This window comes from Streptomyces sp. SudanB5_2050, assembly GCF_964272335.1.
GTDB classification, from domain to species: Bacteria; Actinomycetota; Actinomycetes; order Streptomycetales; family Streptomycetaceae; genus Streptomyces; species Streptomyces rochei.
The window spans coordinates 5,615,862-5,639,875 of record NZ_OZ186760.1 but is presented as its reverse complement, the minus strand read 5'-3'; the positions used below and the strand labels follow the sequence as shown (position 1 = coordinate 5,639,875).

17 protein-coding genes are annotated in these 24,014 nt (G+C 72.5%); 4 read left to right on the top strand and 13 right to left on the bottom strand.

Features of this window, described 5'->3' with window-relative positions:
• Positions 1-12: 12 nt before the first annotated feature.
• On the bottom strand, positions 13-1,701 hold the full coding sequence (locus tag ACFZP7_RS25255; RefSeq protein WP_385635867.1) for an extracellular solute-binding protein: 1,689 nt from the start codon (positions 1,699-1,701) through the stop codon (positions 13-15).
• Positions 1,702-2,090: 389 nt separating this feature from the next.
• On the opposite strand from ACFZP7_RS25255, the gene ACFZP7_RS25250 reads away from it, so the two are divergent.
• Positions 2,091-4,934: a glycoside hydrolase family 3 C-terminal domain-containing protein gene (locus tag ACFZP7_RS25250; RefSeq protein ID WP_385635865.1), complete on the top strand. Its 2,844-nt coding sequence runs from the start codon at positions 2,091-2,093 to the stop codon at positions 4,932-4,934.
• A gap of 102 nt (positions 4,935-5,036) precedes the next feature.
• Here ACFZP7_RS25250 and ACFZP7_RS25245 read toward each other — a convergent pair whose 3' ends face one another.
• Positions 5,037-5,894 carry a class I SAM-dependent methyltransferase gene (locus tag ACFZP7_RS25245; RefSeq protein WP_385635862.1) on the bottom strand — a complete coding sequence of 286 codons (858 nt, stop codon included), beginning with the start codon at positions 5,892-5,894 and terminating at the stop codon, positions 5,037-5,039.
• A 136-nt stretch (positions 5,895-6,030) separates the two neighbouring features.
• Between ACFZP7_RS25245 and ACFZP7_RS25240 the strand changes: the two genes are divergently transcribed.
• Positions 6,031-6,615, top strand: a complete 585-nt coding sequence (locus ACFZP7_RS25240; RefSeq protein WP_031019259.1) for a TetR/AcrR family transcriptional regulator — start codon at positions 6,031-6,033, stop codon at positions 6,613-6,615.
• Positions 6,616-6,697: 82 nt separating this feature from the next.
• Here ACFZP7_RS25240 and ACFZP7_RS25235 read toward each other — a convergent pair whose 3' ends face one another.
• From ACFZP7_RS25235 to ACFZP7_RS25225, 3 genes are all read right to left on the bottom strand, one after another.
• Positions 6,698-8,143 (bottom strand): aldehyde dehydrogenase family protein, encoded by a 1,446-nt coding sequence (locus ACFZP7_RS25235; RefSeq protein WP_031019257.1) that lies wholly within the window; start codon positions 8,141-8,143, stop codon positions 6,698-6,700.
• A gap of 197 nt (positions 8,144-8,340) precedes the next feature.
• Complete coding sequence (locus tag ACFZP7_RS25230; protein ID WP_385635860.1) at positions 8,341-10,026, bottom strand: PucR family transcriptional regulator; 1,686 nt, start codon at positions 10,024-10,026, stop codon at positions 8,341-8,343.
• 151 nt (positions 10,027-10,177) lie between these two features.
• Positions 10,178-12,316 (bottom strand): ATP-binding protein, encoded by a 2,139-nt coding sequence (locus ACFZP7_RS25225; RefSeq protein ID WP_385635857.1) that lies wholly within the window; start codon positions 12,314-12,316, stop codon positions 10,178-10,180.
• 266 nt (positions 12,317-12,582) lie between these two features.
• Here ACFZP7_RS25225 and gabT point away from each other — a divergent pair, with 266 nt between their 5' ends.
• On the top strand, positions 12,583-13,917 hold the full coding sequence (gene gabT / locus ACFZP7_RS25220) for a 4-aminobutyrate--2-oxoglutarate transaminase (protein WP_109202832.1): 1,335 nt from the start codon (positions 12,583-12,585) through the stop codon (positions 13,915-13,917).
• 444 nt (positions 13,918-14,361) lie between these two features.
• Here the strand turns inward: gabT and ACFZP7_RS25215 are convergent, their stop codons facing one another.
• Complete coding sequence (locus tag ACFZP7_RS25215) at positions 14,362-14,988, bottom strand: hypothetical protein (RefSeq protein ID WP_385635854.1); 627 nt, start codon at positions 14,986-14,988, stop codon at positions 14,362-14,364.
• Between the two features lie 232 nt (positions 14,989-15,220).
• Here ACFZP7_RS25215 and ACFZP7_RS25210 point away from each other — a divergent pair, with 232 nt between their 5' ends.
• A complete protein-coding gene (locus tag ACFZP7_RS25210; protein WP_385635851.1) occupies positions 15,221-15,907 on the top strand; it encodes a phosphatase PAP2 family protein in 687 nt (228 codons plus the stop codon).
• Here ACFZP7_RS25210 and ACFZP7_RS25205 read toward each other — a convergent pair.
• The 7 genes from ACFZP7_RS25205 to ACFZP7_RS25175 all read right to left on the bottom strand — a co-directional run bounded on the left by ACFZP7_RS25205 (position 15,846) and on the right by ACFZP7_RS25175 (position 23,973).
• Positions 15,846-17,657 carry a chitinase gene (locus ACFZP7_RS25205; protein ID WP_385635848.1) on the bottom strand — a complete coding sequence of 604 codons (1,812 nt, stop codon included), beginning with the start codon at positions 17,655-17,657 and terminating at the stop codon, positions 15,846-15,848. The genes ACFZP7_RS25210 and ACFZP7_RS25205 overlap by 62 nt on opposite strands.
• An 87-nt stretch (positions 17,658-17,744) precedes the next feature.
• Positions 17,745-18,203 (bottom strand): hypothetical protein, encoded by a 459-nt coding sequence (locus ACFZP7_RS25200; RefSeq protein WP_019328908.1) that lies wholly within the window; start codon positions 18,201-18,203, stop codon positions 17,745-17,747.
• 124 nt (positions 18,204-18,327) lie between these two features.
• Positions 18,328-19,755 (bottom strand): FAD-binding oxidoreductase, encoded by a 1,428-nt coding sequence (locus ACFZP7_RS25195; protein WP_086876965.1) that lies wholly within the window; start codon positions 19,753-19,755, stop codon positions 18,328-18,330.
• A 47-nt stretch (positions 19,756-19,802) separates the two neighbouring features.
• Positions 19,803-20,603 carry an ABC transporter permease gene (locus ACFZP7_RS25190; protein ID WP_210901957.1) on the bottom strand — a complete coding sequence of 267 codons (801 nt, stop codon included), beginning with the start codon at positions 20,601-20,603 and terminating at the stop codon, positions 19,803-19,805.
• Complete coding sequence (locus ACFZP7_RS25185) at positions 20,604-21,533, bottom strand: ABC transporter permease (RefSeq protein WP_019328905.1); 930 nt, start codon at positions 21,531-21,533, stop codon at positions 20,604-20,606.
• The gene (locus ACFZP7_RS25180; protein ID WP_030971662.1) at positions 21,533-22,720 is read right to left on the bottom strand and encodes an ABC transporter ATP-binding protein; all 1,188 of its coding nucleotides are present in this window, start codon (positions 22,718-22,720) and stop codon (positions 21,533-21,535) included. The genes ACFZP7_RS25185 and ACFZP7_RS25180 overlap by 1 nt, the downstream gene beginning before the upstream one ends.
• Positions 22,721-22,725: 5 nt before the next feature.
• Entirely contained in the window at positions 22,726-23,973 is a 1,248-nt protein-coding gene (locus ACFZP7_RS25175) for a spermidine/putrescine ABC transporter substrate-binding protein (protein WP_019328903.1), read from the bottom strand.
• Positions 23,974-24,014 lie beyond the last annotated feature (41 nt).

Genomic DNA, 24,014 nt, shown 5'->3' with positions numbered 1-24,014 from the left:
CCTCGGTACCGGTCAGCCCGCCGCCGTGCCGTTCTCGTCGAGCAGCTTCTTGTACCAGTCGCGCAGCTTGTCGCCGCCCTTGCTCCGCCAGTCGGAGACGGCCTGCTGCATGTCGCCGATCTTCTTGCGGCCGCGGACGACGTCGTCCTCCAACTGCTCGAAGTCGTTGGAGAGGTTGGTCCAGCGGGCGGGCTCGACGATCTGCATGCCGTAGAAGGTGGACTTCTTGGTGTGGGCGCCCATCCGCTGCTGCCACTCCACCTGCCCCCTGGCGACCTCGGGGAAGTCCGGGTGGGCGATGGTCGGAGCCGGGCTCGCGATCATCACGTAGGCGTTCATCACGTCGATGTTGCCCTGCTCGGTCTTGGTGGGCACGCCGTCCTCGACGGTGTAGTGGGTGCCCTCGACGCCGTAGTTGGTGGCCATGTACTCCTTGGTCCCGTACGGCGCCGCGGTGACGTTGGCGACGGCCAGCACGTCGCGGATCACGGACTCCGAGGCGTCCTTGTTGACGAAGGCGAAGATGCCGGCCGGGTTCTGCGCCCACAGCGTGGGGGCGCCGCCGTCGTGTCCCCAGATGTCCATGCCCCAGATCTTGAACTCGGGGTTCTGGACGGCCTGTTCGGCGGTGCGGCTCCACCACTGGGAGAAGTCCTGGTTGTAGACGAGGAACTCGCCGGCGGCGAACTTCGGCCCGGGGTCGGCGGCGTTGGACTTGCCGAGTCTGGCGTCGGGGTGCACGACACCGGCGGCGAACAGCTTGCGCGTCCACTCCAGGGCCTCGAGGTACTCCTCGGTCTCGATGCGGTGGACCAGCTTGCCGTCGACCTCGTTCCAGCCGAGCGACTTCTCGTTGCCGGAGAGCACACCGAAGGCGTTGAAGGCGGTCCACTTCATGTCCAGGCAGGCCCAGCGCTTGGCCTTCGCGTTGGTGGCCTCCTTGGCGAACGTCATGAACTCGTCGCAGGAGCGCGGGACTTCGTAGCCCTCCTTCTCGAAGACGTCCTGCCGGTACAGCGGCACGATGCCGGTGACGTACGAGGCGGGCATCGGCAGACCGCGCAGCTTGCCGCCGAAGATGGAACGCTGCCAGGCGTCGGTGGGGATCGCCGCGAGGTTGGGGTACTCCTTGACCGCGTCGCCGGACAGGTAGGGGCCGAGGTCGGCGAACTTGCCGATGATGGCGCTGGGGATCTTGCCGGTCATGTTCCAGCCGGGCACGACCACCACGTCGGGCACCTCGCTGGAGGCGAGGACCGCGCCGAGCTTCTGGTCGTAGGTGTTGCCGTCCTGGTTCTGCCAGACCACGTCGACGCCGATGAGGTCGTTCATCGCCTTGTAGTAGGCGTTGCCGTCCTTGGGCGGGGAGCCCCAGAACGGCGACATGACGGTGACCTTGCCGCCCTTGCCGAGCTTCTTCGGCACCGAGGTCTTCAGGTCCGCGAGGTCGAGCTTGCTCGTGAAGCCGACGGCGGAGCCGTTCTTGCTGGGGATGTCGGGGGTGACCACGTTGCCGGCCACGTACGCCGGCAGCAGCTCCTTGGCGTCCTTGCCCGACGTGGTGCCGTCGCGCGAGCCGCCGTCCGATCCCCCGCCGCAGGCGGAGAGCAGCGGCACCCCTCCCGCCACCGCTGCGGTGACGGCCGCGGTGGAGGCGAGGAAGTTTCTCCGGCTGGGACCGGAGGCGGCGTTCGGCGTCATTGCGTCAACCCTTCATGGCGCACCAGGACACCCGGCGGTGGCCGTCGGCTGCGGTGTCTTCACTGGAACTGGCTGAGCTGAAGCGGTCGTCGAAGGAATGCGCGGTTCCGGATGGACCTCTGACGCGTCCTCGGTTCACCGCTTCCAGAGTCGAAGCGCTTCGATGTTGGTGCGAGGTTAGGTGAACGCCTGAGGGCACACAAGGGTCGCTTCCAGAATTCCTCCGATGCGTCCGGGCTCTACGGCGGTCGGCGACACTCCTGGGGGCCTTGCCCCGCGAGGTGCAACAGGAGTTGGTGCGTGCCTACCGCTTGACACCCACCCTTGGCCCGACTGAGCATCGAAGCGCTTCGAAAGCGCATGTCGCTCCATCCCAAGGGGAACCTCACGTGACCGCACCCACGCCGCCCACGCCGCCTTTCCGCGATCCGCGGCTGCCGCTCGAAAAGCGCGTCGACGACCTGCTGTCGCGGCTCACCCTCGACGAGAAGACGGCGTTCCTGCACCAGTTCGCGCCGGCCGTCGAGCGGCTCGGCGTCGCCGCGTTCCGCACCGGTCAGGAGGCACTGCACGGGGTGGCCTGGATGGGCCCGGCGACCGTGTTCCCGCAGGCCGTGGGGCTCGGCGCGACCTGGAACGAGGACCTGGTGCGCCGTGTCGGCGAGGCGGTCTCCAAGGAGGCGCGGGCGATGCGCACCCGTGACGAGCGCGTCGGACTCAACGTGTGGTCCCCCACCGTCAACCTGCTGCGCCACCCCCTGTGGGGCCGGAACGAGGAGGGCTACTCCGAGGACCCTAGGCTCACCTCGGCCATCGCGACCGCCTACACCCGCGGCCTGCGCGGTGACCACCCGGTGTACTGGCGCACCGCGCCCGTCCTCAAGCACTGGCTCGCGCACAACAACGAGGCCGACCGGGACACCTCGTCGTCGTCCGTCCGTCCGCGGGTCCTGCACGAGTACGACCTGCGGGCCTTCCGCGAGACGGTCGAGGCGGGCGCGGTGGCCGGGGTGATGCCGGCCTACAACCTGGTCAACGGCCGCCCCAACCACGTCTCCCCGTACCTCGCGGAACACCTGCGCGCCTGGACGCGGGAGGACCTGCTGGTCTGCTCGGACGCCGGCGCGCCCTCCAACCTGGTCGACTCGGAGCACTACTTCGACACCCACGAGGAGGCGACGGCCGCGGCGCTGCGGGCCGGGGTCGACAGCTTCACCGACCACGGCACGGACTCGACGAAGATCGTCGCGCGGGTCCGGGGCGCCCTGGAGCGGGGGCTGCTGACCGAGACCGACGTCGACACCGCGGTGCGCCGGCAGCTGTCGGTCCGCTTCCGGCTCGGCGAGTTCGACCCGGATCCGGCCCCGTACGCGGGCACCGCCGACTTCGACACGCCCGAACACCGGGAGCTGGCGCGCGAGGCGGCCGAGCAGGCGGTGGTCCTGCTCGGGAACGACGGAGTGCTGCCGCTGGCCCCCGACGCCCGGATCGCGGTCGTCGGCCTGCTCGCCGACGAGTGCAAGCTCGACTGGTACAGCGGCACGCTCATCCACCGGTCCACACCGCTGGAGGGCCTGTACGAGCGGTTCGGCGCCGCACGCGTGAGCTTCGCGGAAGGCGTGGACCGGGTCCGGCTGCGGACCGGCGACGGCCGGTTCCTGCACGTGCCGCCGTCGGACGGCTCCGCCTCCGGCGCCCGGGCCGCCGAGGGGGCGCTCGACCCGGCGCTGCTCGCCGGCCGCACCGACCTGCCGCCCCTGACCGCCGGCGCCGACGGCACCGAACTCGCGCTGGCCGACTGGGGCGAGGGCGTCCTCACCCTGCGCGCACCGGACGGCCGGTACCTGTCCGTCGCCGAGGACGGCTTCGTGCGCGCCTCCGCCGACCAGCCCGGCGGCTGGATCGTGCAGGAGACCTTCCGGCTGGAACCCCACGGGAACGGCCACCTCCTGAGGCACTTGGGAACGGGTCGCCCCGTCCGAGTCGCCGCCGACGGCGTGAAGGTTGCCGCGGACGACGCGGATGCCGAGATCTTCGAGCCGGTCGTCACCGAGCGCGGCGAGGACGCGGTGGCGCGGGTGGCGGCCGGGGCGGACGTGGTCGTGGTGGTGGCGGGCAACGACCCGCACATCAACGGCCGGGAGACCGAGGACCGTACGACGCTGCGGCTCCCCGCCCACCAGGAACGGCTGCTGCGCGCGGCCCGCGCCGCGGGCGGGCGCACGGTGCTGGCGCTGGTGTCGGCCTACCCGTACGCGGTGGACGCCGACGCGTTCTCGGCGGTGCTGTGGACCGCGCACGGCGGCCAGGCGGCCGGCACCGCGCTGGCGCGGGTCCTGGCCGGTGACGTCTCCCCCGCCGGGCGGCTCCCGCAGACCTGGTACGCCGACGACGGCGACCTGCCGGACCTGCTCGACTACGACGTGATCGGCGGCCGCCAGACCTACCTGTACTTCGAGGGGACGCCGCTGTTCCCGTTCGGGCACGGCCTGTCGTACGCGTCCTTCGGGTACGCGGACCTCTCCGCCCGGGTCGGGGACGGCTCGGTGCGCGTCTCCTTCACCGTCACCAACACCGGGGACGTGACCGCGGACGAGGTGGCCCAGCTCTACGGCCGCGCCGAGGAGCCCTCGGTCCCGCGTCCCCGCCGGGAGCTGCTGGCCCATCGCCGGCTCACCCTCGCCCCGGGGGCCACGGCGGAGGTGGTCTTCGAGGTCCCGCTGTCCGCGCTGGCGTTCTGGGACGTGGCGCACGGCCGGTGGCGGCTGGAGCCCGGTCCGTACGCGCTGCTGGTCGGCGCCTCCAGCGAGGACGTGCGGCTGTCGGCGACCGTGACGCTCGACGGGGAGCCGCCCGCTCCCCGACCGGTGCGCGAACGCGGTCTCGCCGCGGCCGACTTCGACGAGCAGAGCGGCACGGAGATCGTCGACCGGACGAGGACGGCGGGCGACGCGGTGACGCCGGTGGCGGGCGCCACGGGCGAACTGCTCTACCGCGCCTGCGACTTCGGCCCGGGCGTCACGGGGGTGACGCTGACGGTGGCGGGCGAGGGCAGCGCGGAGATCGCCCTCGACGGCGCCCCGGCGGCGGCACTGGCCACCGACGCTCCGACGCCGGGTCCGTACGACTACGTGGAGATCGGCGCTCCCCTGGCCGCCGCCGAGGGCGTGCGCGATCTCCGCATCAGGCTGCGCGGCACACTGCGGCTCGCGCACGTCGGCTTCTCCGGTTGAGGGTCCGGAGCAGGCCGGCACGGGGAAGGGGCCCGGCACCGGTGCGCATCGGTGCCGGGCCCCGGACTCCGCGCCCGCGCGGGCGGGCCCCTGGGAGCACCCCTACGGTGCGGCGACCGGGCGGTCGGCCGTCACCAGCCATGACGTGCTGCGCAGCCGGACCGTGCCGTCGGCCGCCTCGTGGCCGCGCAGACGGTCGGTGAGCGCACGGCGGGCGTGGATCGCCGCGGCCTCGTCGACCTGGGACAGGACGTGCCGGCCGGGTCCGGTGTCCAGCAGGAACCCGGCCGCGTCGTCGGCTCCCCGCCCCCATGCCCCGTACGCCTCGACCCGGTCGGCGGTCACCCCCCGGAATCCCGCGGCGGTGAGGACGTCCCGGACGCGGTCGGGGGAGGCCAGGGAGAACATGCCGGGCCGGCCGGGGGCGTCGAAGTCTCCGAGCGGGACGATGGCGCGCAGTGCCGTCAGGGCGGTGACCCAGTCGTTGCGCGCGGGTTCGGCCGGGCAGACGAACGCCAGCCGCCCGCCGGGGCGCAGCGCCCGGCCGATGTTGCGGAAGGCCGCTTCGGGGTCGCTGAAGAACATGATCCCGTAGCGGCTGATCGCCGCGTCGAAGGCTCCCGGCGCGAAGGGGTGCGCCTGCGCGTCGCCCTGCGTGAAGGTGACGTTGGTGAGCCCCTCGCTCGCCGCCCGGGACCGCGCCTCGGCCAGCATGGGGCCGGACAGATCGAGCCCCGTGGCGCTGCCGTGCGGCGCCCGGCGGGCGGCGAGGCGCGTGGTCTGCCCGGCACCGCAGCCCAGGTCGAGGGTCCGGTGGCTCCCGGTGAGTGCGGCGGCGTCGAGCAGCGGCTCGTTGAAGCCCTCGTTCACGGCGTTCCAGCGGTCCTGACGGCGGGCCCAGTGGACGCCTTCCGGACCGTTCCACGCGTGCGCCTGCTCGGTGTTGACGATCTGTGACACGGGTGCCTCCCGTTTGCGGAACGAGGAATGGGCGTGCGCCCAAACAGTATGGGCGTGCGCCCAGACTGGCAATCCCCTTACGATCGGGGGCGGTCGCGCCGCAGATGGCGCGGGACGCCGAGAGGGAGCGAGGCCCATGTCACCCCGTGGAGTGGCGACGCCGGACGTGCGCGAGCGGCTCTTCGCGGCCGCCGAGCGGATCGTGGAGCGGGACGGGCCGGGCGCGCTCACCAGCCGGTCCGTCACCACGGAGGCGGGCTGCGCCAAGGGGCTGCTGCACGCGCACTTCGCGGGACTCGACGAGTTCGTGGCCGAGCTGTGCCTCGACCGGTTCGCCCGGACCGCGGCCCGGGCCCGGGCCATGGCGCGGCTCGCCGGGCAGGGCACGGTGTCGGGAAATCTGGAGGCCGTCGCCCTCTCGCTCTTCGAGCGGGGCGGCCCGGCCCTGTCGGGTCTGGCCCTGACGCGTCCGGCGGCCACCGCACGGGTCCGCGAGGCCATGCGGGACGGCGGCCCCGGATTCTCCGCCGTCCAGGAGGCGATAGCCGGCTATCTGGAGGCCGAGCGGGCCCTCGGCCGGCTGCCGGCCACCGTCGACCCGGACACGGTGGCCCTCGCCGTCGTCGGCACCGCACACCATCTGCTGATGACCGGCCACCCGGACGGCCCCGACCCGCGGCCGGCCATGAACCGGCTCGTGGGCGCACTGGTGGGCGCATAGGAACCGCGCCGGCGCCGCCGGGTACGCCGACGGCCCGAGCCCCCGCACAGTGGGCTCGGGCCGTCGGCCTTCTCGGGGTGGGTCAGAGGGCGAGGCCCGTCAGGACCAGCACCCGCTCGTAGGTGTAGTCGTCCATCGCGTACTTGACGCCCTCGCGGCCCACGCCGGACTGCTTGGCGCCGCCGTACGGCATCTGGTCGGCACGGTAGGAGGGGACGTCCCCGATGACGACGCCGCCGACCTCGAGGGCGCGGTGGGCGCGGAAGGCGGTCTCCAGGTCGTGGGTGAACACGCCCGCCTGGAGGCCGTACTTGGAGTCGTTGACGGCCGCGAACGCCTCGGCCTCGCCGTTCACCTTCTGCACGCTGAGGACCGGGCCGAAGACCTCCTCGCAGGCCAGCGTGGTGCCGGCCGGGAGGTCGGTGAGGACGGTCGGCGCGTAGGAGGCACCGTCGCGCTTGCCGCCGGTGTGGAGGGTGGCGCCCGCGGCGACGGCCTCGTCGACCCAGGACTCCACGCGCTCGGCGGCGGCCTCGCTGACCAGCGGGCCGACGTCGGTGGCGTCGTCGTTCGGGTCGCCGGTGACCTGGGCCTCGACGGCGGCGACGATGCGCGGCAGCAGCCGGTCGTAGACGGCGGCGTCGGCGATCACCCGCTGCACGGAGATGCAGGACTGGCCGCCCTGGTAGTTGGAGAAGGTCGCGATGCGCTGCGCGGCCCGGTCCAGGTCCTCGTCGCTCGCCCAGTCGGCGAGGACGACGGCCGCGCCGTTCCCGCCCAGCTCCAGGGTGCAGTGCTTGCGCGGCACCGAGTCCATGATCGCGTAGCCGACGGTCTCGGAACCGGTGAAGGAGATGACCGGCAGGCGCTCGTCCTGGACCAGGGCGGGCATCTTGTCGTTGGGCACCGGCAGGATGCTCCAGGAGCCGGCGGGCAGCTCGGTCTCGGCGAGCAGTTCGCCGAGGATCAGGCCGGAAAGGGGCGTGGCGGGAGCCGGCTTGAGGATGATCGGCGCGCCGGCGGCGATCGCGGGGGCGACCTTGTGGGCGCACAGGTTGAGCGGGAAGTTGAACGGCGCGATGCCGAGGACGACGCCCTTGGGGAAGCGGCGGGTGAGGGCGAGGCGGCCCTGGCCGCCGGCGTCGGTGTCCAGGCGCTGGGCCTCGCCGCCGTTGAAGCGGCGGGCCTCCTCGGCCGCGAAGCGGAAGACCGACACGGCGCGGCCGACCTCGCCGCGGGCCCACTTGATCGGCTTGCCGTTCTCGGCCGAGATCAGGCGGGCGATCTCCTCGGTGCGCTCGGCCAGCCGGCGGCTGACGTGGTCCAGGGCGGCGGCGCGGACGTGGGCGGGGGTGGCGGCGAACTCGTCCCGTACGGCGTACGCGGCGGCCACGGCCTCCTCGACCTGGGCGTCGGTCGGCAGGCTCACGGAGCCCACGTGGCTGCCGTCCCAGGGGGACGTGACGTCGAAGGCGGCGTCGCCGGTGGCCTGGCGGCCGGCGAGCCAGAAGGCGTGGGTGGAAGTCATTGTGGAGTCCCGGCCCTTCCGCGTTGGGGGTGTGTACGGGGTGCGTGTCCTGCGGGTCCACGGTAGGGCGGGGGACGGTGCCGGGTGTTTGTCCGGCATGTAGTGGTGCGGGCCGCTTGTTCGACGGTGTGGCGAACGTGGGGTGGGCGGAGGTGGCGCGTGGCTCGTGGCCGGTGGGGGTCGAACGCCGGACGGGCTCACTCGGGCGATGTCGCCTTCAGGGCGAGCCACAGCTCCATCCGTACGTCCGGGTCGTCCAGGGAGCGGCCGAGGATCTCCTCGACCCTCCGCATGCGGTAGCGCAGGGTGTGGCGGTGGACGCCGAGGTCGGCGGCGGCCGCGTCCCACTGGCCGTGGCGGGAGAGCCAGGCGCGCAGGGAGGCCACGAGGTCGCCGCGGCCGGTCGCGTCGTGGTCGCGCAGGGCGCGCAGCAGGCCGTCGGCGAAGGCGCGTACGGCGTCGTCGGCGAGGAGCGGGAGGACCGAGCCGGCCGCCAGGTGTTCGTGTTCCACGCAGACGCGTCCGCGCCGGCGGGCCACCGACAGGGCCTGTTCGGCCTGTTTGTAGGCGGCGGACGCGGCGATCGGCCCGGACGGCGCGGACAGACCGACGACCAGGCCGTCGACGTCCCCGTTCGGCATCGGTTCGGGTGCCGGGCGGGCGGTCTCCAGCGCCGTCGCGTACTCGGCGCAGGCGGCGACGGCCGTGCCCCCGTCCGTGGCCAGCACCACCAGCCGCTCGCCCTCGGGGACGACCAGCACCGCCTCGCCGGAGCGGGCCGCCGCGGACTCCACGACCTCGGCGAGCGCGCCCAGCGGGTCGCCGTCGGTGTCGGCGGCGGCCAGCGCGGCGGCGGAGGGCTTCGCGGCGGGGGCGGGCACCCGCGCGTGCGGACCGGCGTGGGCCCGCGCGGCGGACGCCGAGGCCGACTCGGCGACGATGATCCGGAAGGGCGCGTCCAGCAGGCCCCCGTAGAGGTCCCCGGCCACCGTGCGGGCGTGGTCCGGTTCGCCGGCCAGCAGCATGCGCAGTACGGCGGCGTCGATGCGCTGCCCGGCCTCGTGCAGGGAGCGGGACCGCTCGGTGGTGAGGGTCAGCAGGGCGATCGCCGAGTGGACGGCGTACCGCTCGGCGGTGCCGGGGGCGGCGGCGGTGCCGACCGCGAGCGCGGAGCGGGGCCGGCGGGAGGTGCCGAGGGAGTGGAGTTCGACGCGGTCGGTGTTCTCGGGGTGGTCCGGGTGTTCGCCACCGCCGACGACGGAGGAGGCGGGGGCCGGGCGCTCCCTCAGGCGCTGCACGTCCGCCGTGAGGCGTGCGGCCCGGCGGCCGGCCCACTCCGGGGCCGCGGCGACCACGGCGCCCGAGGCGTCGTACAGCGCCGCCCAGCCGTCGACCTGCGCGGCGAGCGCGGCGAGCAGCCCCTCCGGGCCGTCGGTGAGCGCCTTCCTGGTCAGCTCCCGCTGGGCCGCGAAGCCCGCCGTGACCGCCCGGTACTGGTCGGCGGCGATCGCGGCGGAGACGGCCTTGCTGATGGCGAGGAAGGGGGTGCGGCGGGGCACCTCCAGCAGCGGCAGCCCCTCCTTGCGGGCCGCCTCGACCAGCGCCTCGGGGATCTCGTCGTAGTTGACGCCGACGGCGAAGCCGAGCCCCACCACCCCGGCGCCGGCCAGCCGCTTCACGTACCGGTGCATCGCCTCGGGGTCCCCGGCGTCCAGCTTGAGCGCGGTGATCAGCAGCAGCTCCCCGCCCTCCATGTAGGGCACGGGGTCGGCCAGCTCGCTGACGTGCGCCCAGCGCACCGGCACGTCGAGGCGGTCCTCGCCCGCGCGCACGGTCAGCTTGAGCGCGGAGTGGTGGACGAGCGAGGCGAGCGTGGGGGGCATGAGTGCCTGGACCTTCGGGTCTGCGTCGGTGCGGTGGGCGGGGCGGGGTGGGCGTGCGGTGAGACGTCTGTGATCTTTTGGCCGTCGCGTATGAACGACCTGTGTCGATTCTGCCTCACTGTACGGTCCCCCGGCGCCCGTCCCGGGCCGGTCACCCGCGCAGATCCACCAGGAGCGGCGGTGCGTGCTCCCCCTTGACGCTGGTCAGCGACAGCACGGCGTGGCCCGCCGGCACCGCGTGCGCCAGCTCGGACGCCGACCAGCGCTCCCGCTCGACCTGCCGCACGGTGACGGCGCGCGCGGTGGGCGCCTTCCCGGTGATCACCCGGCGGAGCATGTGGACGGCCTTGCCCGCCGGGGTCTCGGCGATGATCTGCCGGTCGGTGACGTCCCGGGCCTCGGTCCACTCCTTGCCCCAGACCTCGGCGAAGTCCTGCCCGTCCCAGGGGGTGAGCCCGGACAGCGCCATCCGGCAGCCGATGGCCCCGAGCAGCGGGCCGCGCAGGGGGCGGGGCACGTCGTCCAGGGTGCGCAGCGTCAGGACGACACCGGCGCCCGCGGAACGCAGCCGCTGCACGCCCCGCACCGCCTCCGGCGTCACCACGCCGCTCGCGTCGTCGAGCACCAGGCAGGCGAAGAGCGACCGGTCCTCGCGCACCGGGACACTCGCCGTGAACTGGGCGAGGACGAGCCGGGCCAGCATCCGGGAGGCGTCGGCGTGGCCGCGTTCCGGCAGGTCGATGCGGACCCGGACGGGGTGGTCGAGGGCCTTGAGCGAGAAGGGGCGGGTCCGGCCCGAGGTGTCGAAGAACGGGGCGAAGGCGGGCCGGTCCAGCAGTGCCACCCGGTCCGCCAGTACGCCGCCCACGTCCCCGGGCCGGCCCAGCTGCCGCTCGCGGGCGTCCAGCTCGCGCAGCAGCGAGTCCTGTCCGGCCGACCGCAGCTTCTGACGCAGTTCGGCCAGTGGTCCGGGGCTGCCGTCGAGCAGCTGCCGCAGTTCCGGGATGCCCGGGAAGCGTCCGTGCACCGCGTGGAAGGGGCCGAGGAGCTGGGAGAGGACGGTGGCGGAGCGGCGGGTGTCGCCGCCGGTGTGCGGGTCGGCGAGGTCGCCGACCAGGGCCTCGGCGAGGACGACGGCGGCCTCGTCCGGGTCGGTGGTGCCGCCGTACAGGTCGAGGTCGTACACGGAGTCCGGGTTGCCGATCCGTACGACGACGTCGTAGGCGTCGGCCGGGCCGAGGTCCGCGCCCGCGGCGCCGACCACGACGACCGCGGCGCGCCCGGCGAGCGCGTGCAGGCACAGCGACTCGGTGAGCGGCCGCACCAGGCTGCCGGTCTTGCCCGAGCCGGCCGGCCCGACGGCCAGCAGGGAGGTGCCCAGCAGGTCGGGCCCGAGGGCGAGGCCGGCGCCTCGGTAGGCGTAGGGGTTGCGGGCGTCGTCGGCGGCGGTGCCGATGCGGACCTGCCCGGTGACCAGGTCGTGCCGGGCCTGCCGGACGGGCAGGTCGCGGGCGCCGGAGGGGTGCGGGCAGGCGCCCGACCCGTGGGTGAGCACCGCGTCGGTGAAGGTGGCGAGGCTGTGGCGTCCGCTGCGCACGCCCTGCCAGGCACGGGTGATACGGGCGTGGTCGACGTCCCGCATCAGTCCCTGGCGCGCTTCCGCCGTGAGCCGCTCGGCGGCGTCGTGGGCGCCGGCGGCGCGCAGGGCGGGCCAGGTGACGGGGTCCTCCTCCGGGGCGGGCGGCGGGGCCTGGGTGTCCCGGGCGGTGGTGCGCCAGGCGGGCGGGCCGTAGCGCCGCCAGACCTCGGCCCACCGGCCGAGCCGGGCGACGCCGAGCATGATGGCGAGGGCGATCACCGTGTAGTAGCTGTACCAGAGGATCGCGTTCCCGACCCGGTCGTTGTTCTCGCGCCAGGAGTCAGGGGTGAAGAGTTCGAGCGGTACGACCCACCAGCCGCCCAGGTAGCCGTTCCACAGCAGCGACCAGATCAGCCAGCCCACCAGGAAGGCGATCAGCGCGCCGCTGAGCAGCTGCCGGCCCGGGATCCGTTCCGGTTCCTCGTCCGGCCGGGGCCGGTGCCCGAACCGCCAGACGCCGGGCAGCGCCTCGGGGCGGGCGGTGCGCAGCCAGGCCACGAACGCGGAACCGTCCGGCAGGGGCGGCGCGCCCGGGGGCGCCGCGGGACGCGGTGGCGTCGAGGGCGCCGCCGGCACCTCGGGTGGCCCCGCCGGGCGCGGCACAGGATTCGCATGCGTACCCCGCGCGTCCCGCATCCCGTCGCTGTCCATCGCCCGTGCCCCCTGACCAGCCGCTCCGTCCACCATCAGCGAGCCAATCTAACGCCCCTGCAGGGGGAGTTCACCGCTTACGCGGCCGGGCCCGCGCCGACGTGTCCACAGGCCGCCGTATCCACCACCTGTCCACCACGGACAACGGACACCGCGGACAACGCCCACATGGAGCATGCCCGCTCCCCCGTCCCGGTCCTAGCCTGCGAGAAAAGAAGCCAAGCGTCCGTCAGATCCCACAGATCGCGCAAGACCCAGGAGCCCTCATGACCGCACTTGAGCAGGAGCGCCGCGTCGTCACCGCCATCCCCGGCCCGAAGTCGCAGGAGCTGCAGGCCCGCCGCACGGCCGTGGTGGCGCAGGGTGTGGGCTCCACACTGCCGGTCTTCGTCACGCGCGCCGGCGGCGGCGTCATCGAGGACGTCGACGGCAACCGCCTGATCGACTTCGGTTCCGGCATCGCCGTGACCTCCGTCGGCGCCTCCGCGGAGGCCGTGGTGCGCAAGGCGTCCGCGCAGCTCGCGGACTTCACCCACACCTGTTTCATGGTCACGCCCTACGAGGGGTACGTCGCCGTCGCCGAGGCGCTGGCCGAGCTGACCCCGGGCGACCACGCCAAGAAGTCGGCGCTGTTCAACAGCGGCGCCGAGGCGGTCGAGAACGCCGTCAAGATCGCGCGTGCGTACACCAAGCGGCAGGCCGTCGTGGTGTTCGACCACGGCTACCACGGCCGCACCAACCTCACCATGGCGCTGACCGCGAAGAACATGCCGTACAAGCACGGCTTCGGTCCCTTCGCCCCCGAGGTGTACCGCGTGCCGGTCGCCTACGGCTACCGCTGGCCGACCGGCGCGGAGAACGCCGGTCCGGAGGCCGCCGCCCAGGCGATCGAGCAGATCACCAAGCAGGTCGGCGCCGAGAACGTGGCCGCGATCATCATCGAGCCGGTGCTCGGCGAGGGCGGCTTCATCGAGCCGGCCAAGGGCTTCCTGCCCGCGATCAGCGAGTTCGCCAAGGACAACGGCATCGTCTTCGTCGCCGACGAGATCCAGTCCGGCTTCTGCCGTACCGGCCAGTGGTTCGCCTGCGAGGACGAGGGCATCGTCCCGGACCTGATCACCACGGCGAAGGGCATCGCGGGCGGTCTGCCGCTCGCCGCCGTCACCGGCCGCGCCGAGATCATGGACGCCGCGCACGCGGGCGGCCTCGGCGGCACCTACGGCGGCAACCCGGTGGCCTGCGCCGGCGCGCTCGGCGCCATCGAGACGATGAAGGAGCTGGACCTCAACGCCAAGGCGAAGAACATCGAGGCGATCATGAAGTCCCGCCTCACCGCCATGGCCGAGAAGTTCGACGCCATCGGCGACGTCCGGGGCCGCGGCGCGATGATCGCCATCGAGCTGGTCAAGGACCGCGCCACCAAGGAGCCGAACCCGGAGGCGACCGCCGCCCTCGCCAAGGCCTGCCACGCCGAGGGTCTGCTGGTCCTGACCTGTGGCACCTACGGCAACGTGCTGCGCTTCCTGCCCCCGCTGGTGATCGGCGAGGACCTGCTGAACGAGGGCCTCGACATCATCGAGCAGGCGTTCGCCCGCGTCTGAGCGCGCACCCGCGGACGGCCCCCGCGCGAGCAGGTGCGCGAGGGGCCGAACGCGCATCTGAGCTGCGTTTCGCACGCCTGGCGCGGCGACCCGCAGAGCGTGTGAAGAACGTGTGCGGGGTGGATGGCAGGACGCCGATGACCCTGTCCTCGGCCCACCCCCTGTCGTAGGTTCTACGCAGATGAGAGATACACCCCGCCCACAGGGGACTGTGGGCGGCTCTCAGGCCGGAGCCTCCCCAGCTTCGACCTGGTCGTGCCTCGCGCACACAACCGGAACCCGTGGGTTCCGGGTCTCCTCACCGATCGGACGGTCGCCCGCCCCAAACCCCCCGGGGCGCGCGGCGTTCCGGTCAGACGGCCGCCCCGGCATCCGGGACGGCGGTTCCCCGAAGGGCCGGCACACTCCCCCCCTTGTGCCGGCCCTTCGGTGCGTCCGGCCGCCTCAGCCGAAGGGGTGCTCCCCGGTGACGCGGGCCAGCAGGTCGCGCACCTCGCGGGTGCGGGGGTGGGCCGGATGCAGCTGCCGCTCGCAGTCGGTCAGCGCCCGGCGGGCCGCCGCCTCCGCCTCGCCGAGCCGCCCCAGGCCGAGCTGGGCCGCACCGGTGAACAGGTCCACCAGTCCGCTGTCCGCGCGCTGCGGGGGCGGGGCGAACCGCCGCGCCACGGCCAGTGTCTCCTCGTACCTGCCCTGTCCGTTCAGCGCGCGCATGAGCACGGCGTACAAGGGGACGGCGGAGCGCTCGTCCGCGCGGGGCAGGTTCCCGCGGGCGATCTCCTCCGCCTCCTCGTGGCGGGCCTGCCCGCACAGGGCCCGGCCCAGGTTGCCGAGGACCCGCAGTTCGAGCCGCAGCAGCGGGGTGAGGTGGGCGAGCCGGGGCACGGCCCGCAGTATGTCCAGGGACTCGGCCTCCGCCTCCTCGTGCCGTTCCTGACCGATCAGGACCACCGTGCGGTTGGCCCGGACGACGAGCTGCAGTACGTGCGTGTCGGCGTCGACCGGCTCCAGCTGGGCGATCAGGGTCTCCAGTTCGGCCAGCACCTCGTCCCCGCGCCCGTGCGCGACGGCCACCCCGGTGCCAGGGTCCTCGCCTGCCGCTCCCACCGCGCGACGGGCCGGAGCCGGTCGCGCCACGAGGTGGCCGCGAGCGCCTGGGCACCGGCCTCGACCTCCTCGTAACGACCTTCCCTGTACAGGCGTTCGAGTCGGGCGAAGGTCCGCTGCCGCTCACGCTCCCGCGCCGTTCGTGTGATCCTCACGGGCGGTGAGGCTACCCTCCGGCGGGCCTGCGAAGCTGGGCGTCATGCCGGTCTCCCCGCCTCGTGCGCTGCCCGCCCTCCTGGCACTGCCCGTCCTCCTGTTCGCGCTGATCACCTGGCAGGTCCTCGCCGACGGTCCGCTGGTCGGCGTGGACGAGCGGGCGAGCGGGGCGCTCGTCCACCCCGACAGGCTCTCCGAGGTGCTGTCCGACCTCGGCAACGTGCCGGTGGCCGTGCCCGTCCTGGCCCTGGCCCTGGTGTACGTCGCGTGGCACGGGCGCGCCCACGGCGCGGACCGCTGGTGGCTGCCGCCGCTGGCCGGGGCCGCGGCGATGGCCCTGGTGCCGGCGCTGGTCGCCCCGCTGAAGGCGTGGACCGACCGCCCCGGCACCCCGGCGGTGCCGCCGGCCGTCGGCTACTACCCCTCGGGCCACACCGCGACCGCCGTGGTCGCCTACGGCGCGGCGACGCTGCTGCTCCTGCCGCTGCTGCGCTCGCCGGCCGTCCGCCGCGGGCTGGTCCTCCTGTGCGTCCTCCTCGTCCTCGGCGCGTCCTACGGGCTGGTGCGGCGCGGCTACCACTGGCCGCTGGACGTGGTGGCGAGCTGGTGTCTGGGCGCGGTGCTGCTGGCCGGGGTCGCGTCGGCGGCCGGCCGCACCGCGCCGGCGGTCACCCGAAGTACGCGTCGAAGTTCTTCTGGAACTCCCAGTTCGAGTAGCGGTCCCAGTTGATCGACCAGGTCATCAGGCCGCGCAGGGCGGGCCAGGTGCCGTGGGTCGTGTACGAGCCGCAGTCGGTCTTCTCGGTCAGGCAGTTCAGGGCCTTGTTCACCTCGGCCGGGGGGACGTGGCCGTTGCCCGCGTTGGTGGAGGCGGGCATGCCGATCGCGACCTGGTCCGGGCGCAGCGGCGGGAAGACCCTGGTCGCGTCGCCGGCGACCGGGAAACCGGTGAGCAGCATGTCCGTCATGGCGATGTGGAAGTCGGCGCCGCCCATGGAGTGGTACTGGTTGTCCAGCCCCATGATCGGGCCCGAGTTGTAGTCCTGGACGTGCAGCAGGGTCAGGTCGTCGCGCAGGGCGTGGATCACGGGCAGGTAGGCCCCCGCCCTCGGGTCCTGGCCGCCCCACTTGCCGGTGCCGTAGTACTGGTAGCCGAGCTGGACGAAGAAGGTCTCCGGGGCCATCGTCAGCACGAAGTCGTCGCCGTACTTCGCCTTCAGGGTCTTCAGGGCCGAGATGAGGTTGACGATCACCGGGGTCTTCGGGTTCCTGAAGTCGGTGTCGTCGGCGTTCAGGGACAGCGAGTGGCCCTCGAAGTCGATGTCGAGGCCGTCGAGGCCGTACTCGTCGATGATCTTCGAGACGGACGAGACGAACGTGTCGCGGGCGGCGGTGGTGGTGAGTTGCACCTGGCCGTTCTGGCCGCCGATGGAGATCAGCACCTTCTTGCCGGCCGCCTGCTTGGCCTTGATCGCCGCCTTGAACTCGGCGTCGGACTCCACGTTCGGGCATTCGGTGACGGGGCAGCGCTCGAAGCGGATGTCGCCGGAGGTGACCGAGGTGGGCTCGCCGAAGGCCAGGTCGATGACGTCCCAGCTGTCGGGGACGTCGGCGAGGCGCGTGTATCCGGAGCCGTTGGCGAAGCTCGCGTGCAGATAGCCGACGAGCGCGTGGGCCGGGAGGTCGGAGCCGCCGCCGTCCGGCTGCTCGGCGGTGGTCGCGGTGACCGTGGCCGAGCGGGCGGACTCCCCGGCGTCGTTGAGGGCCGTGACCTGGAAGGCGTACGCCGTCGAGGGGGCCAGGCCGGTGACGGTGGTGGAGGTGCCGGTGACCGTGCGGACCTTGGCGCCGTCGCGGTAGACGGCGTAGCCGGTCGCGCCCGGGACCGGTGACCAGGACAGGGCGACGCTGGAGGAGGTGGCGGAGCCCGCCGTCAGACCGGCCGGGGGCGCCGGTGGCTGACCGGTCTCGCCGCCGGGGCCGGTGAGCGAGACGTCGTCGGCGTGGTAGGCGCCGGTGCCGTACCAGCCGTGCGTGTAGATCGTGACCCGGGTGGTGGAGGGGCCGGTGCGGAAGGTGGTCGACAGCCGCTGCCAGTCCGGGGCGGACTGGGCCCAGGTGGAGACGTCGGTGGTGCCGGTGCCGCTCGCACCGAGGTAGACGTAGGTGCCGCGCACATGGCCGGTCAGCGTGTACTGCGAGTCAGGTTTCACCGCCACTGTCTGGGAGCAGCGGGCGTTGTCGGCGCCGGCCGGGGTGGCCTCCAGGGCCCCGGTGCCGCTGCGGACGGGCGAGGTCACCGCCTTGCCCGCCGTGCAGGTCCAGCCGTCGAGGCCGGATTCGAAGCCGCCGTTCGCGGCGAGGTCCGCGTCGGCCGCACGGGCGGCCGACGAGAGCGCGGTCATGCCGGACGCGGCGAGCGCCGCGGCGGTGAGCAGCGTGACGAGGGGGCGACGCGCGAGCCGTCTGGAGCGTTCCACAAGTGCCTCCGGACATGGGGGAGATGGGGAGGGTGGAGCGCGCCCAACTTGGTCCAGACCAATTCTGTTGTCAACCCCTCGCGCGTCTCACCCCCCGCCGTCCTCCACCGCGAGAGCCGCCGCCGCCTCGTGCATGGCCAGTTCGAGGAGGGCCGGATCGGTGAGGGTGCCGGCCCCGTCGGGCGGGACCAGCCAGCGGATGCCGCCCGACGACGGACCTCCCGGGTGCGGCACCACGATCCAGGTGCCGAGTCCCGCCGTCCGGACCCCCGTGCCCAGCCAGCGGGCCGCCGTGCCGGCCGGCACGAAGAAGCCCGTGCGCGCGTCGCCGAAGTCGACGAGCACCGGGCCCGGTCGGTCCAGCACGCGGGAGAGCACGTCCAGGGTGGGATAGCCGAGCCTGCTCGGCAGGATGAGCACGTCCCAGGCCTTGCCGGCGGGCAGCAGCGCGACCCCCAGGGGGTTGCGCTCCCACTCCCGCCGGCAGGACTCGGGATCCGGTGCGACGGATGCCAGCCACGCGACCGCCGTCTTCGCACCAGGCATGTGGAGACCTCCCTTTCACTCGTCGACGCGGGGTGCGTCACGAGGGAGAGGGAGGTCTCCCGTCCGCATTACGCGGGTCGGGGCAACTCGTTGGAGTGAGCCGGGTCACCCCGGGCGGCGGCCGCTAGCTGTCGAAGCCCAGCCCCAGCCTGTCCATGGTGCGCAGCCACAGGTTGCGCCGCCCCCCGTGCGCGTCCGCGCGGGCCAGCGACCACTTGGTCAGCGCGATGCCGGTCCAGGCGAAGGGCTCGGGCGGGAACGGCAGCGGCTTCCTGCGGACCATCTCCAGCTCCGTGCGCTCGGTGCGCTCCCCCGCCAGCAGGTCCAGCATCACCTCGGCGCCGAAGCGGGTGGCGCCCACCCCGAGGCCGGTGTACCCGGCCGCGTACGCCACCTTCCCCTGGTGGGCGGTGCCGAAGAACGCCGAGAAGCGGGAGCAGGTGTCGATCGCGCCGCCCCAGGCGTGGGTGAAGCGGACGCCCTCCAACTGCGGGAAGCAGGTGAAGAAGTGCCCCGCGAGCTTGGCGTAGGTCTCGGGTCGGTCGTCGTACTCGGCGCGCACCCGGCCGCCGTAGGGATAGACGGCGTCGTAGCCGCCCCACAGGACGCGGTTGTCGGCGGAGAGGCGGAAGTAGTGGAACTGGTTGGCGCTGTCGCCGAGGCCCTGCCGGTTCTTCCAGCCGACCGAGGCCAGTTGCCCGGCGGTGAGCGGCTCGGTCATCAGGGCGTAGTCGTAGACCGGGACGGTGTACGGGCGGACCCGCTTGACCAGGTTCGGGAAGACGTTGGTGCCGAGCGCGACCCCTCGGGCCCGGACGCCTCCGTACGGGGTGCGCACGGCCATGCCGGCGCCGTAGGGCCGCAGGGTGAGGGCCGGGGTGTGCTCGTAGACGCGGACGCCGAGGTCGAGGCAGGCGCGCTTGAGGCCCCAGGCGAGCTTGGCGGGGTTGACCATGGCCACGCCCCGGCGGTCCCACAGACCGGCGCGGAAGGTCGGGGAGTCGACCTGTTCCCGTACCGCCTCGGCGTCCAGGTACTCGACACCGTCGGCGAGCCCCTTGGCGCCGATCTCCTCGTGCCACTCCTTCAGCTCCCGGGCCTGGTACTCCTCGGTCGCCACGTCGATCTCGCCGCTGCGCTCGAACTCGCAGTCCAGACGGTGGCGGACGACCGCCTCCTCGATGGCGTCGAGGTTGCGGGCGCCCAGCTCCTCCAGCTTGTGGATCTCGCCGGGCCAGCGGGTGAGGCCGTTGGAGAGGCCGTGGGTGAGGGAGGCGGCGCAGAATCCGCCGTTGCGGCCGGAGGCGGCCCAGCCCACCTCGCGGCCCTCCAGCAGCACCACGTCCCGCCCCGGGTCGCGCTCCTTGGCGATCAGCGCGGTCCACAGTCCGCTGTAGCCGCCGCCGACGACCAGCAGATCGCAGGTCTCCGGTCCGGTGAGGGCGGGCTGCGGGCGGGGGCGGCCGGGGTCGTCCAGCCAGTACGGGACCGGCTGGGCGTCGGAAAGGGATTTCGTCCAGTCGTTGCTGCGGCTCATGGCGCTCGGGGCCATGATTTCAACTCCCTACGCATTCACTGATGTGCTGTGTGCCGTGCGGCTCACGCCTTGCGGCGATTCCGGCGGTTGCCGATGACCATGGAGGCCAGGACGAACAGTACGGCGATGACGAACATGGCCGTACCGATGACGTTGATCTGGACGGGCGTACCGCGCTGGGCCGATCCCCAGACGAACATGGGGAAAGTGACGGTGGAGCCCGCGTTGAAATTGGTGATGATGAAATCGTCGAAGGAGAGCGCGAAGGCGAGCAGCGCGCCGGCGGCGATTCCGGGGGCGGCGATCGGCAGGGTGACCCGGACGAAGGTCTGGAAGGGACCGGCGTACAGGTCCTGCGCCGCCTGCTCCAGCCGCGGGTCCATCGACATCACGCGCGCCTTGACGGCCGTCACCACGAAGCTGAGGCAGAACATGATGTGGGCGATCAGGATCGTCCAGAAGCCCAGCTGGGCGCCCATGTTGAGGAAGAGGGTGAGCAGCGAGGCGGCCATCACCACCTCGGGCATCGCCATCGGCAGGAAGATCAGCGAGTTGATCGCCCCGCGCGCCCGGAAGCGGTAGCGGACCAGCGCGAAGGCGATCGCCGTGCCGAGCGCGGTGGCGCCCAGCGTCGCCCAGAAGGCGATCTGGAGACTGAGCGAAAGGGAACCGCAGAGCCCGGAGACGCCGCAGGGGTCCTTCCAGGCGTCCGTGGAGAATTGCTGCCATTCGTAGTTGAAGCGCCCGTTCGGTTTGTTGAACGAGAACACCGTGACGATGATGTTGGGCAGCAGGAGATAGGCGAGGGTGAGCAGTCCGGCGATGACGACCAGATTGCGCTTGAGCCAGTTGACGAAGGTCATTTAAACCAGATCCTCCGTGCCGGACTTGCGGATGTAGAAGGTGACCATGACGAGGATCGCGGCCATCAGGACGAAGGAAAGTGCCGCCGCCGTCGGATAGTCCAGTACCCGCAGGAATTGCGACTGGATCACGTTTCCGATCATTCCGGTGTCCGCCGAGCCCAGCAGGGAGGCGTTGACGTAGTCGCCGGTGGCGGGGATGAAGGTCAGCAGCGTCCCGGAGACGACGCCGGGCATGGACAGCGGGAAGGTGACCTTGCGGAAGACGGTGGAGGGCTTGGCGTACAGGTCGCCCGCCGCCTCGTGCAGCCGCCCGTCGATGCGCTCCAGCGAGGTGTACAGCGGCAGGATCATGAAGGGCAGGAAGTTGTACGTCAGTCCGCAGACCACCGCGAGCGGCGTGGCCAGCACGCGGTCGCCGGAGGTCCAGCCGAGCCAGCCGGTGACGTCCAGGACGTGCAGCGTGTTCAGGACGCCGACGACCGGGCCGCCGTCCGCGAGGATCGTCTTCCAGGCCAGGGTGCGGATCAGGAAGCTGGTGAAGAACGGCGCGATCACCAGGATCATGATCAGGTTCCGCCAGCGGCCGGCGCGGAAGGCGATCAGATAGGCGAGCGGATAACCGAGCAGCAGGCACAGCACGGTCGCGGAGGCCGCGTAGGCGACCGAGCGCAGGAACTGCGGCCAGTACTCGGACACCGCCTCCCAGTAGGTCACGAAGTGCCAGGTGACCTTGTAGCCCTCCTCCAGCGAGCCCGTCTGCACGGAGGTGGAGGCCTGGTAGACCATCGGCGCCGCGAAGAAGACGAGCAGCCACAGGATGCCGGGCAGCAGCAGCCAGTACGGCGTCCAGCGGCCCCTGGTGCGCGGGGGCTTCTTCTCGGGCGCGGCCGGCGTGAGCGGCGGCGGCGCCTCGGTGAGGGTGGACATCAGACGGTCTCCCCCTCGGCGACTCCGGCGTCGCCCGTCGTCCCGGCGAGCAGGGACTGGTCGGCGTCGAGGCCGAAGGTGTGCGCCGGGTTCCAGTGCAGGACGACGTCGGCTCCGGGGGCGAGGCGGGCGTCGCGGTCGATGTTCTGGGCGTAGACCTCGAACTCGGGGCAGGCCGCGCAGTCGACCACGTACTGGGTGGAGACACCGATGAAACTGGTGTTGCTGATCTTGCCGGTGATGCGGTTGCGGCCCTCGGGGATGGAGCCGGCCTCGTCGGCGTGGGTGATGCTGATCTTCTCGGGGCGCACGCCGACCAGGACCTTGCCGCCCGCCCGGGCCGGCGCGGCGCAGCGGGCGACGGGCAGGACCAGCTTGTCGCCGGCCGCCTTCACCACGACCTCGTCGGCGCCGCGGGTGTCGACCTCGGCCTCGATGAGGTTGGAGGTGCCCAGGAAGTTGGCGACGAAGGTGGTCCGAGGGTTCTCGTACAGGTCGGCGGGGGCGCCCAGTTGCTCGACCCGGCCCCCGTTCATCACGGCGACCTGGTCGGCCATGGTCATGGCCTCCTCCTGGTCGTGCGTGACGTGCACGAAGGTGATGCCGACCTCGGTCTGGATGCGCTTGAGCTCCAGCTGCATCTGGCGGCGCAGCTTGAGGTCGAGGGCGCCGAGGGGTTCGTCCAGGAGCAGCACCTTGGGGTGGTTGATCAGGGCGCGGGCCACCGCGACGCGCTGCTGCTGGCCGCCGGAGAGCTGGTGCGGCTTCTTGCGGGCCTGCTCGCCGAGCTGGACCAGGTCCAGCATCTCCCCGACCTGCTTCTTCACGCTCTTGATGCCGCGCCGGCGCAGGCCGAAGGCGACGTTCTCGAAGATGTCGAGGTGCGGGAAGAGGGCGTAGGACTGGAAGACCGTGTTGACCGGCCGTTTGTACGGGGGGAGCGCGGTCACGTCCTGGTCACCGAGGTGGACGGTGCCGCTGCTGGGCTCCTCCAGCCCGGCGATCATGCGCAGGGTGGTGGTCTTCCCGCAGCCGGAGGCGCCGAGCAGGGCGAAGAAGGAGCCCTGCGGCACGGTCAGGTCGAGCGGGTGCACGGCGGTGAAGGTGCCGTAGGTCTTGCTGATGCCGGAGAGGCGGACGTCACCGCTGTGCTCCGTAGCGTCTGTCTGCGTCTTCGTCGTCGCCATCGTCGTCACGCCCCAGTGAGCTTCGCGAACTTCTCTTCGTAGGCCGTCTCTTCCTTCGCGCTCAGTGAGCGGAAGGCACGGGAGAGGGCCTGCATGGCCTTGTCGGGAATGATCAGCGGGTTGTTCGCCGCGTCCTCGTCGATCTTCGCAAGCTCGTCCTTCACGCCGTCCACGGGACAGACGAAGTTGATGTAGGCGGCGAGCTGCGCGGCCGGCCCCGGCTCGTAGTAGTAGTCCATGAGCCGCTCGGCGTTCGTCTTGTGCCGCGCCTTGTTGGGGACCAGCATGTTGTCGCTGGACGTGATGTATCCGCTGTCCGGGATGACGAAGTCGACGTCCGGGTTGTCCGCCTTGAGCTGGACGACGTCACCGGCCCAGGCCAGACAGGCCGCGAAGTCGCCCTTGCTGATGTCGGCGGTGTAGTCGTTGCCGGTGAAGCGGCGGATCTGGCCCCGGTCGACGCCCTTCTGGAGCCGGGCGATCGCCGCGTCGTAGTCGTCGTCGGTGAAGCGGGCCGGGTCCTTGCCCATGTCGAGCAGGACCATGCCGACGGTGTCGCGCATCTCGGTGAGGAAGCCGACGCGCCCCTTGAGCTTCGGGTTGTCGAGCAGGTCGGAGACCGTCTTCACCTCGACGCCGTCCAGCGCCTTCTTGTTGTAGGCGATGACGGTGGAGATGCCCTGCCAGGGGTACGAGTAGGCGCGGCCCGGGTCCCAGTCGGGGTCGCGGAACTGCGGCGACAGGTTGGCGAAGGCGTGCGGGAGGTGGGCCGGGTCCAGTTTCTGGACCCAGCCGAGGCGGATCAGCCGGGCGGCCAGCCAGTCGGTGAGCACGATGATGTCGCGCCCGGTCTCCTGGCCGGCGGAGAGCTGCGGCTGGATCTTGCCGAAGAACTCGCTGTTGTCGTTGATGTCCTCGGTGTACTTGACCTTGATGCCGCTGCGCCGGGTGAACGCCTCCAGCGTCGGGTGCCGCCGGCCGCTCTCGTCGATGTCCATGTACTCGGTCCAGTTGGAGAAGGAGACCTCCTTCTCCTCCTTCGACCGGTCCTCGGACGACACGCCGCCCTCGGTCTTGCCGGCCGGCGGGATGCCGCAGGCGCTCAGCGTCCCGAGTCCGCCGACCGCCAGCGCGCCGCCCGCGGAGGCGCGCAGCAGTGAGCGGCGGGTGAGGGCGGCCCTGCCGTGGGTGAAACTGCGCCGCATGGCGGCCACTTGGGCCGGGGACAGGCGGTCGGGCTCGTACTGCTCCATGCGCGTGGTTGCCCTTTCGGGTGTCTCGGCCGTGGTCGGCG

Bases quoted from the DNA above. Each gene is read 5' to 3' on its own strand.
- ACFZP7_RS25255 (WP_385635867.1), bottom strand. From the start codon at position 1,701: ATGACGCCGAACGCCGCCTCCGGTCCCAGCCGGAGAAACTTCCTCGCC.
- ACFZP7_RS25240 (WP_031019259.1), top strand. From the start codon at position 6,031: ATGTCACCCCGTGGAGTGGCGACGCCGGACGTGCGCGAGCGGCTCTTC.
- ACFZP7_RS25235 (WP_031019257.1), bottom strand. From the start codon at position 8,143: ATGACTTCCACCCACGCCTTCTGGCTCGCCGGCCGCCAGGCCACCGGC.
- ACFZP7_RS25230 (WP_385635860.1), bottom strand. From the start codon at position 10,026: ATGCCCCCCACGCTCGCCTCGCTCGTCCACCACTCCGCGCTCAAGCTG.
- ACFZP7_RS25225 (WP_385635857.1), bottom strand. From the start codon at position 12,316: ATGGACAGCGACGGGATGCGGGACGCGCGGGGTACGCATGCGAATCCT.
- gabT (WP_109202832.1), top strand. From the start codon at position 12,583: ATGACCGCACTTGAGCAGGAGCGCCGCGTCGTCACCGCCATCCCCGGC.
- ACFZP7_RS25210 (WP_385635851.1), top strand. From the start codon at position 15,221: ATGCCGGTCTCCCCGCCTCGTGCGCTGCCCGCCCTCCTGGCACTGCCC.
- ACFZP7_RS25200 (WP_019328908.1), bottom strand. From the start codon at position 18,203: ATGCCTGGTGCGAAGACGGCGGTCGCGTGGCTGGCATCCGTCGCACCG.
- ACFZP7_RS25195 (WP_086876965.1), bottom strand. From the start codon at position 19,755: ATGGCCCCGAGCGCCATGAGCCGCAGCAACGACTGGACGAAATCCCTT.
- ACFZP7_RS25190 (WP_210901957.1), bottom strand. From the start codon at position 20,603: ATGACCTTCGTCAACTGGCTCAAGCGCAATCTGGTCGTCATCGCCGGA.
- ACFZP7_RS25185 (WP_019328905.1), bottom strand. From the start codon at position 21,533: ATGTCCACCCTCACCGAGGCGCCGCCGCCGCTCACGCCGGCCGCGCCC.
- ACFZP7_RS25180 (WP_030971662.1), bottom strand. From the start codon at position 22,720: ATGGCGACGACGAAGACGCAGACAGACGCTACGGAGCACAGCGGTGAC.
- ACFZP7_RS25175 (WP_019328903.1), bottom strand. From the start codon at position 23,973: ATGGAGCAGTACGAGCCCGACCGCCTGTCCCCGGCCCAAGTGGCCGCC.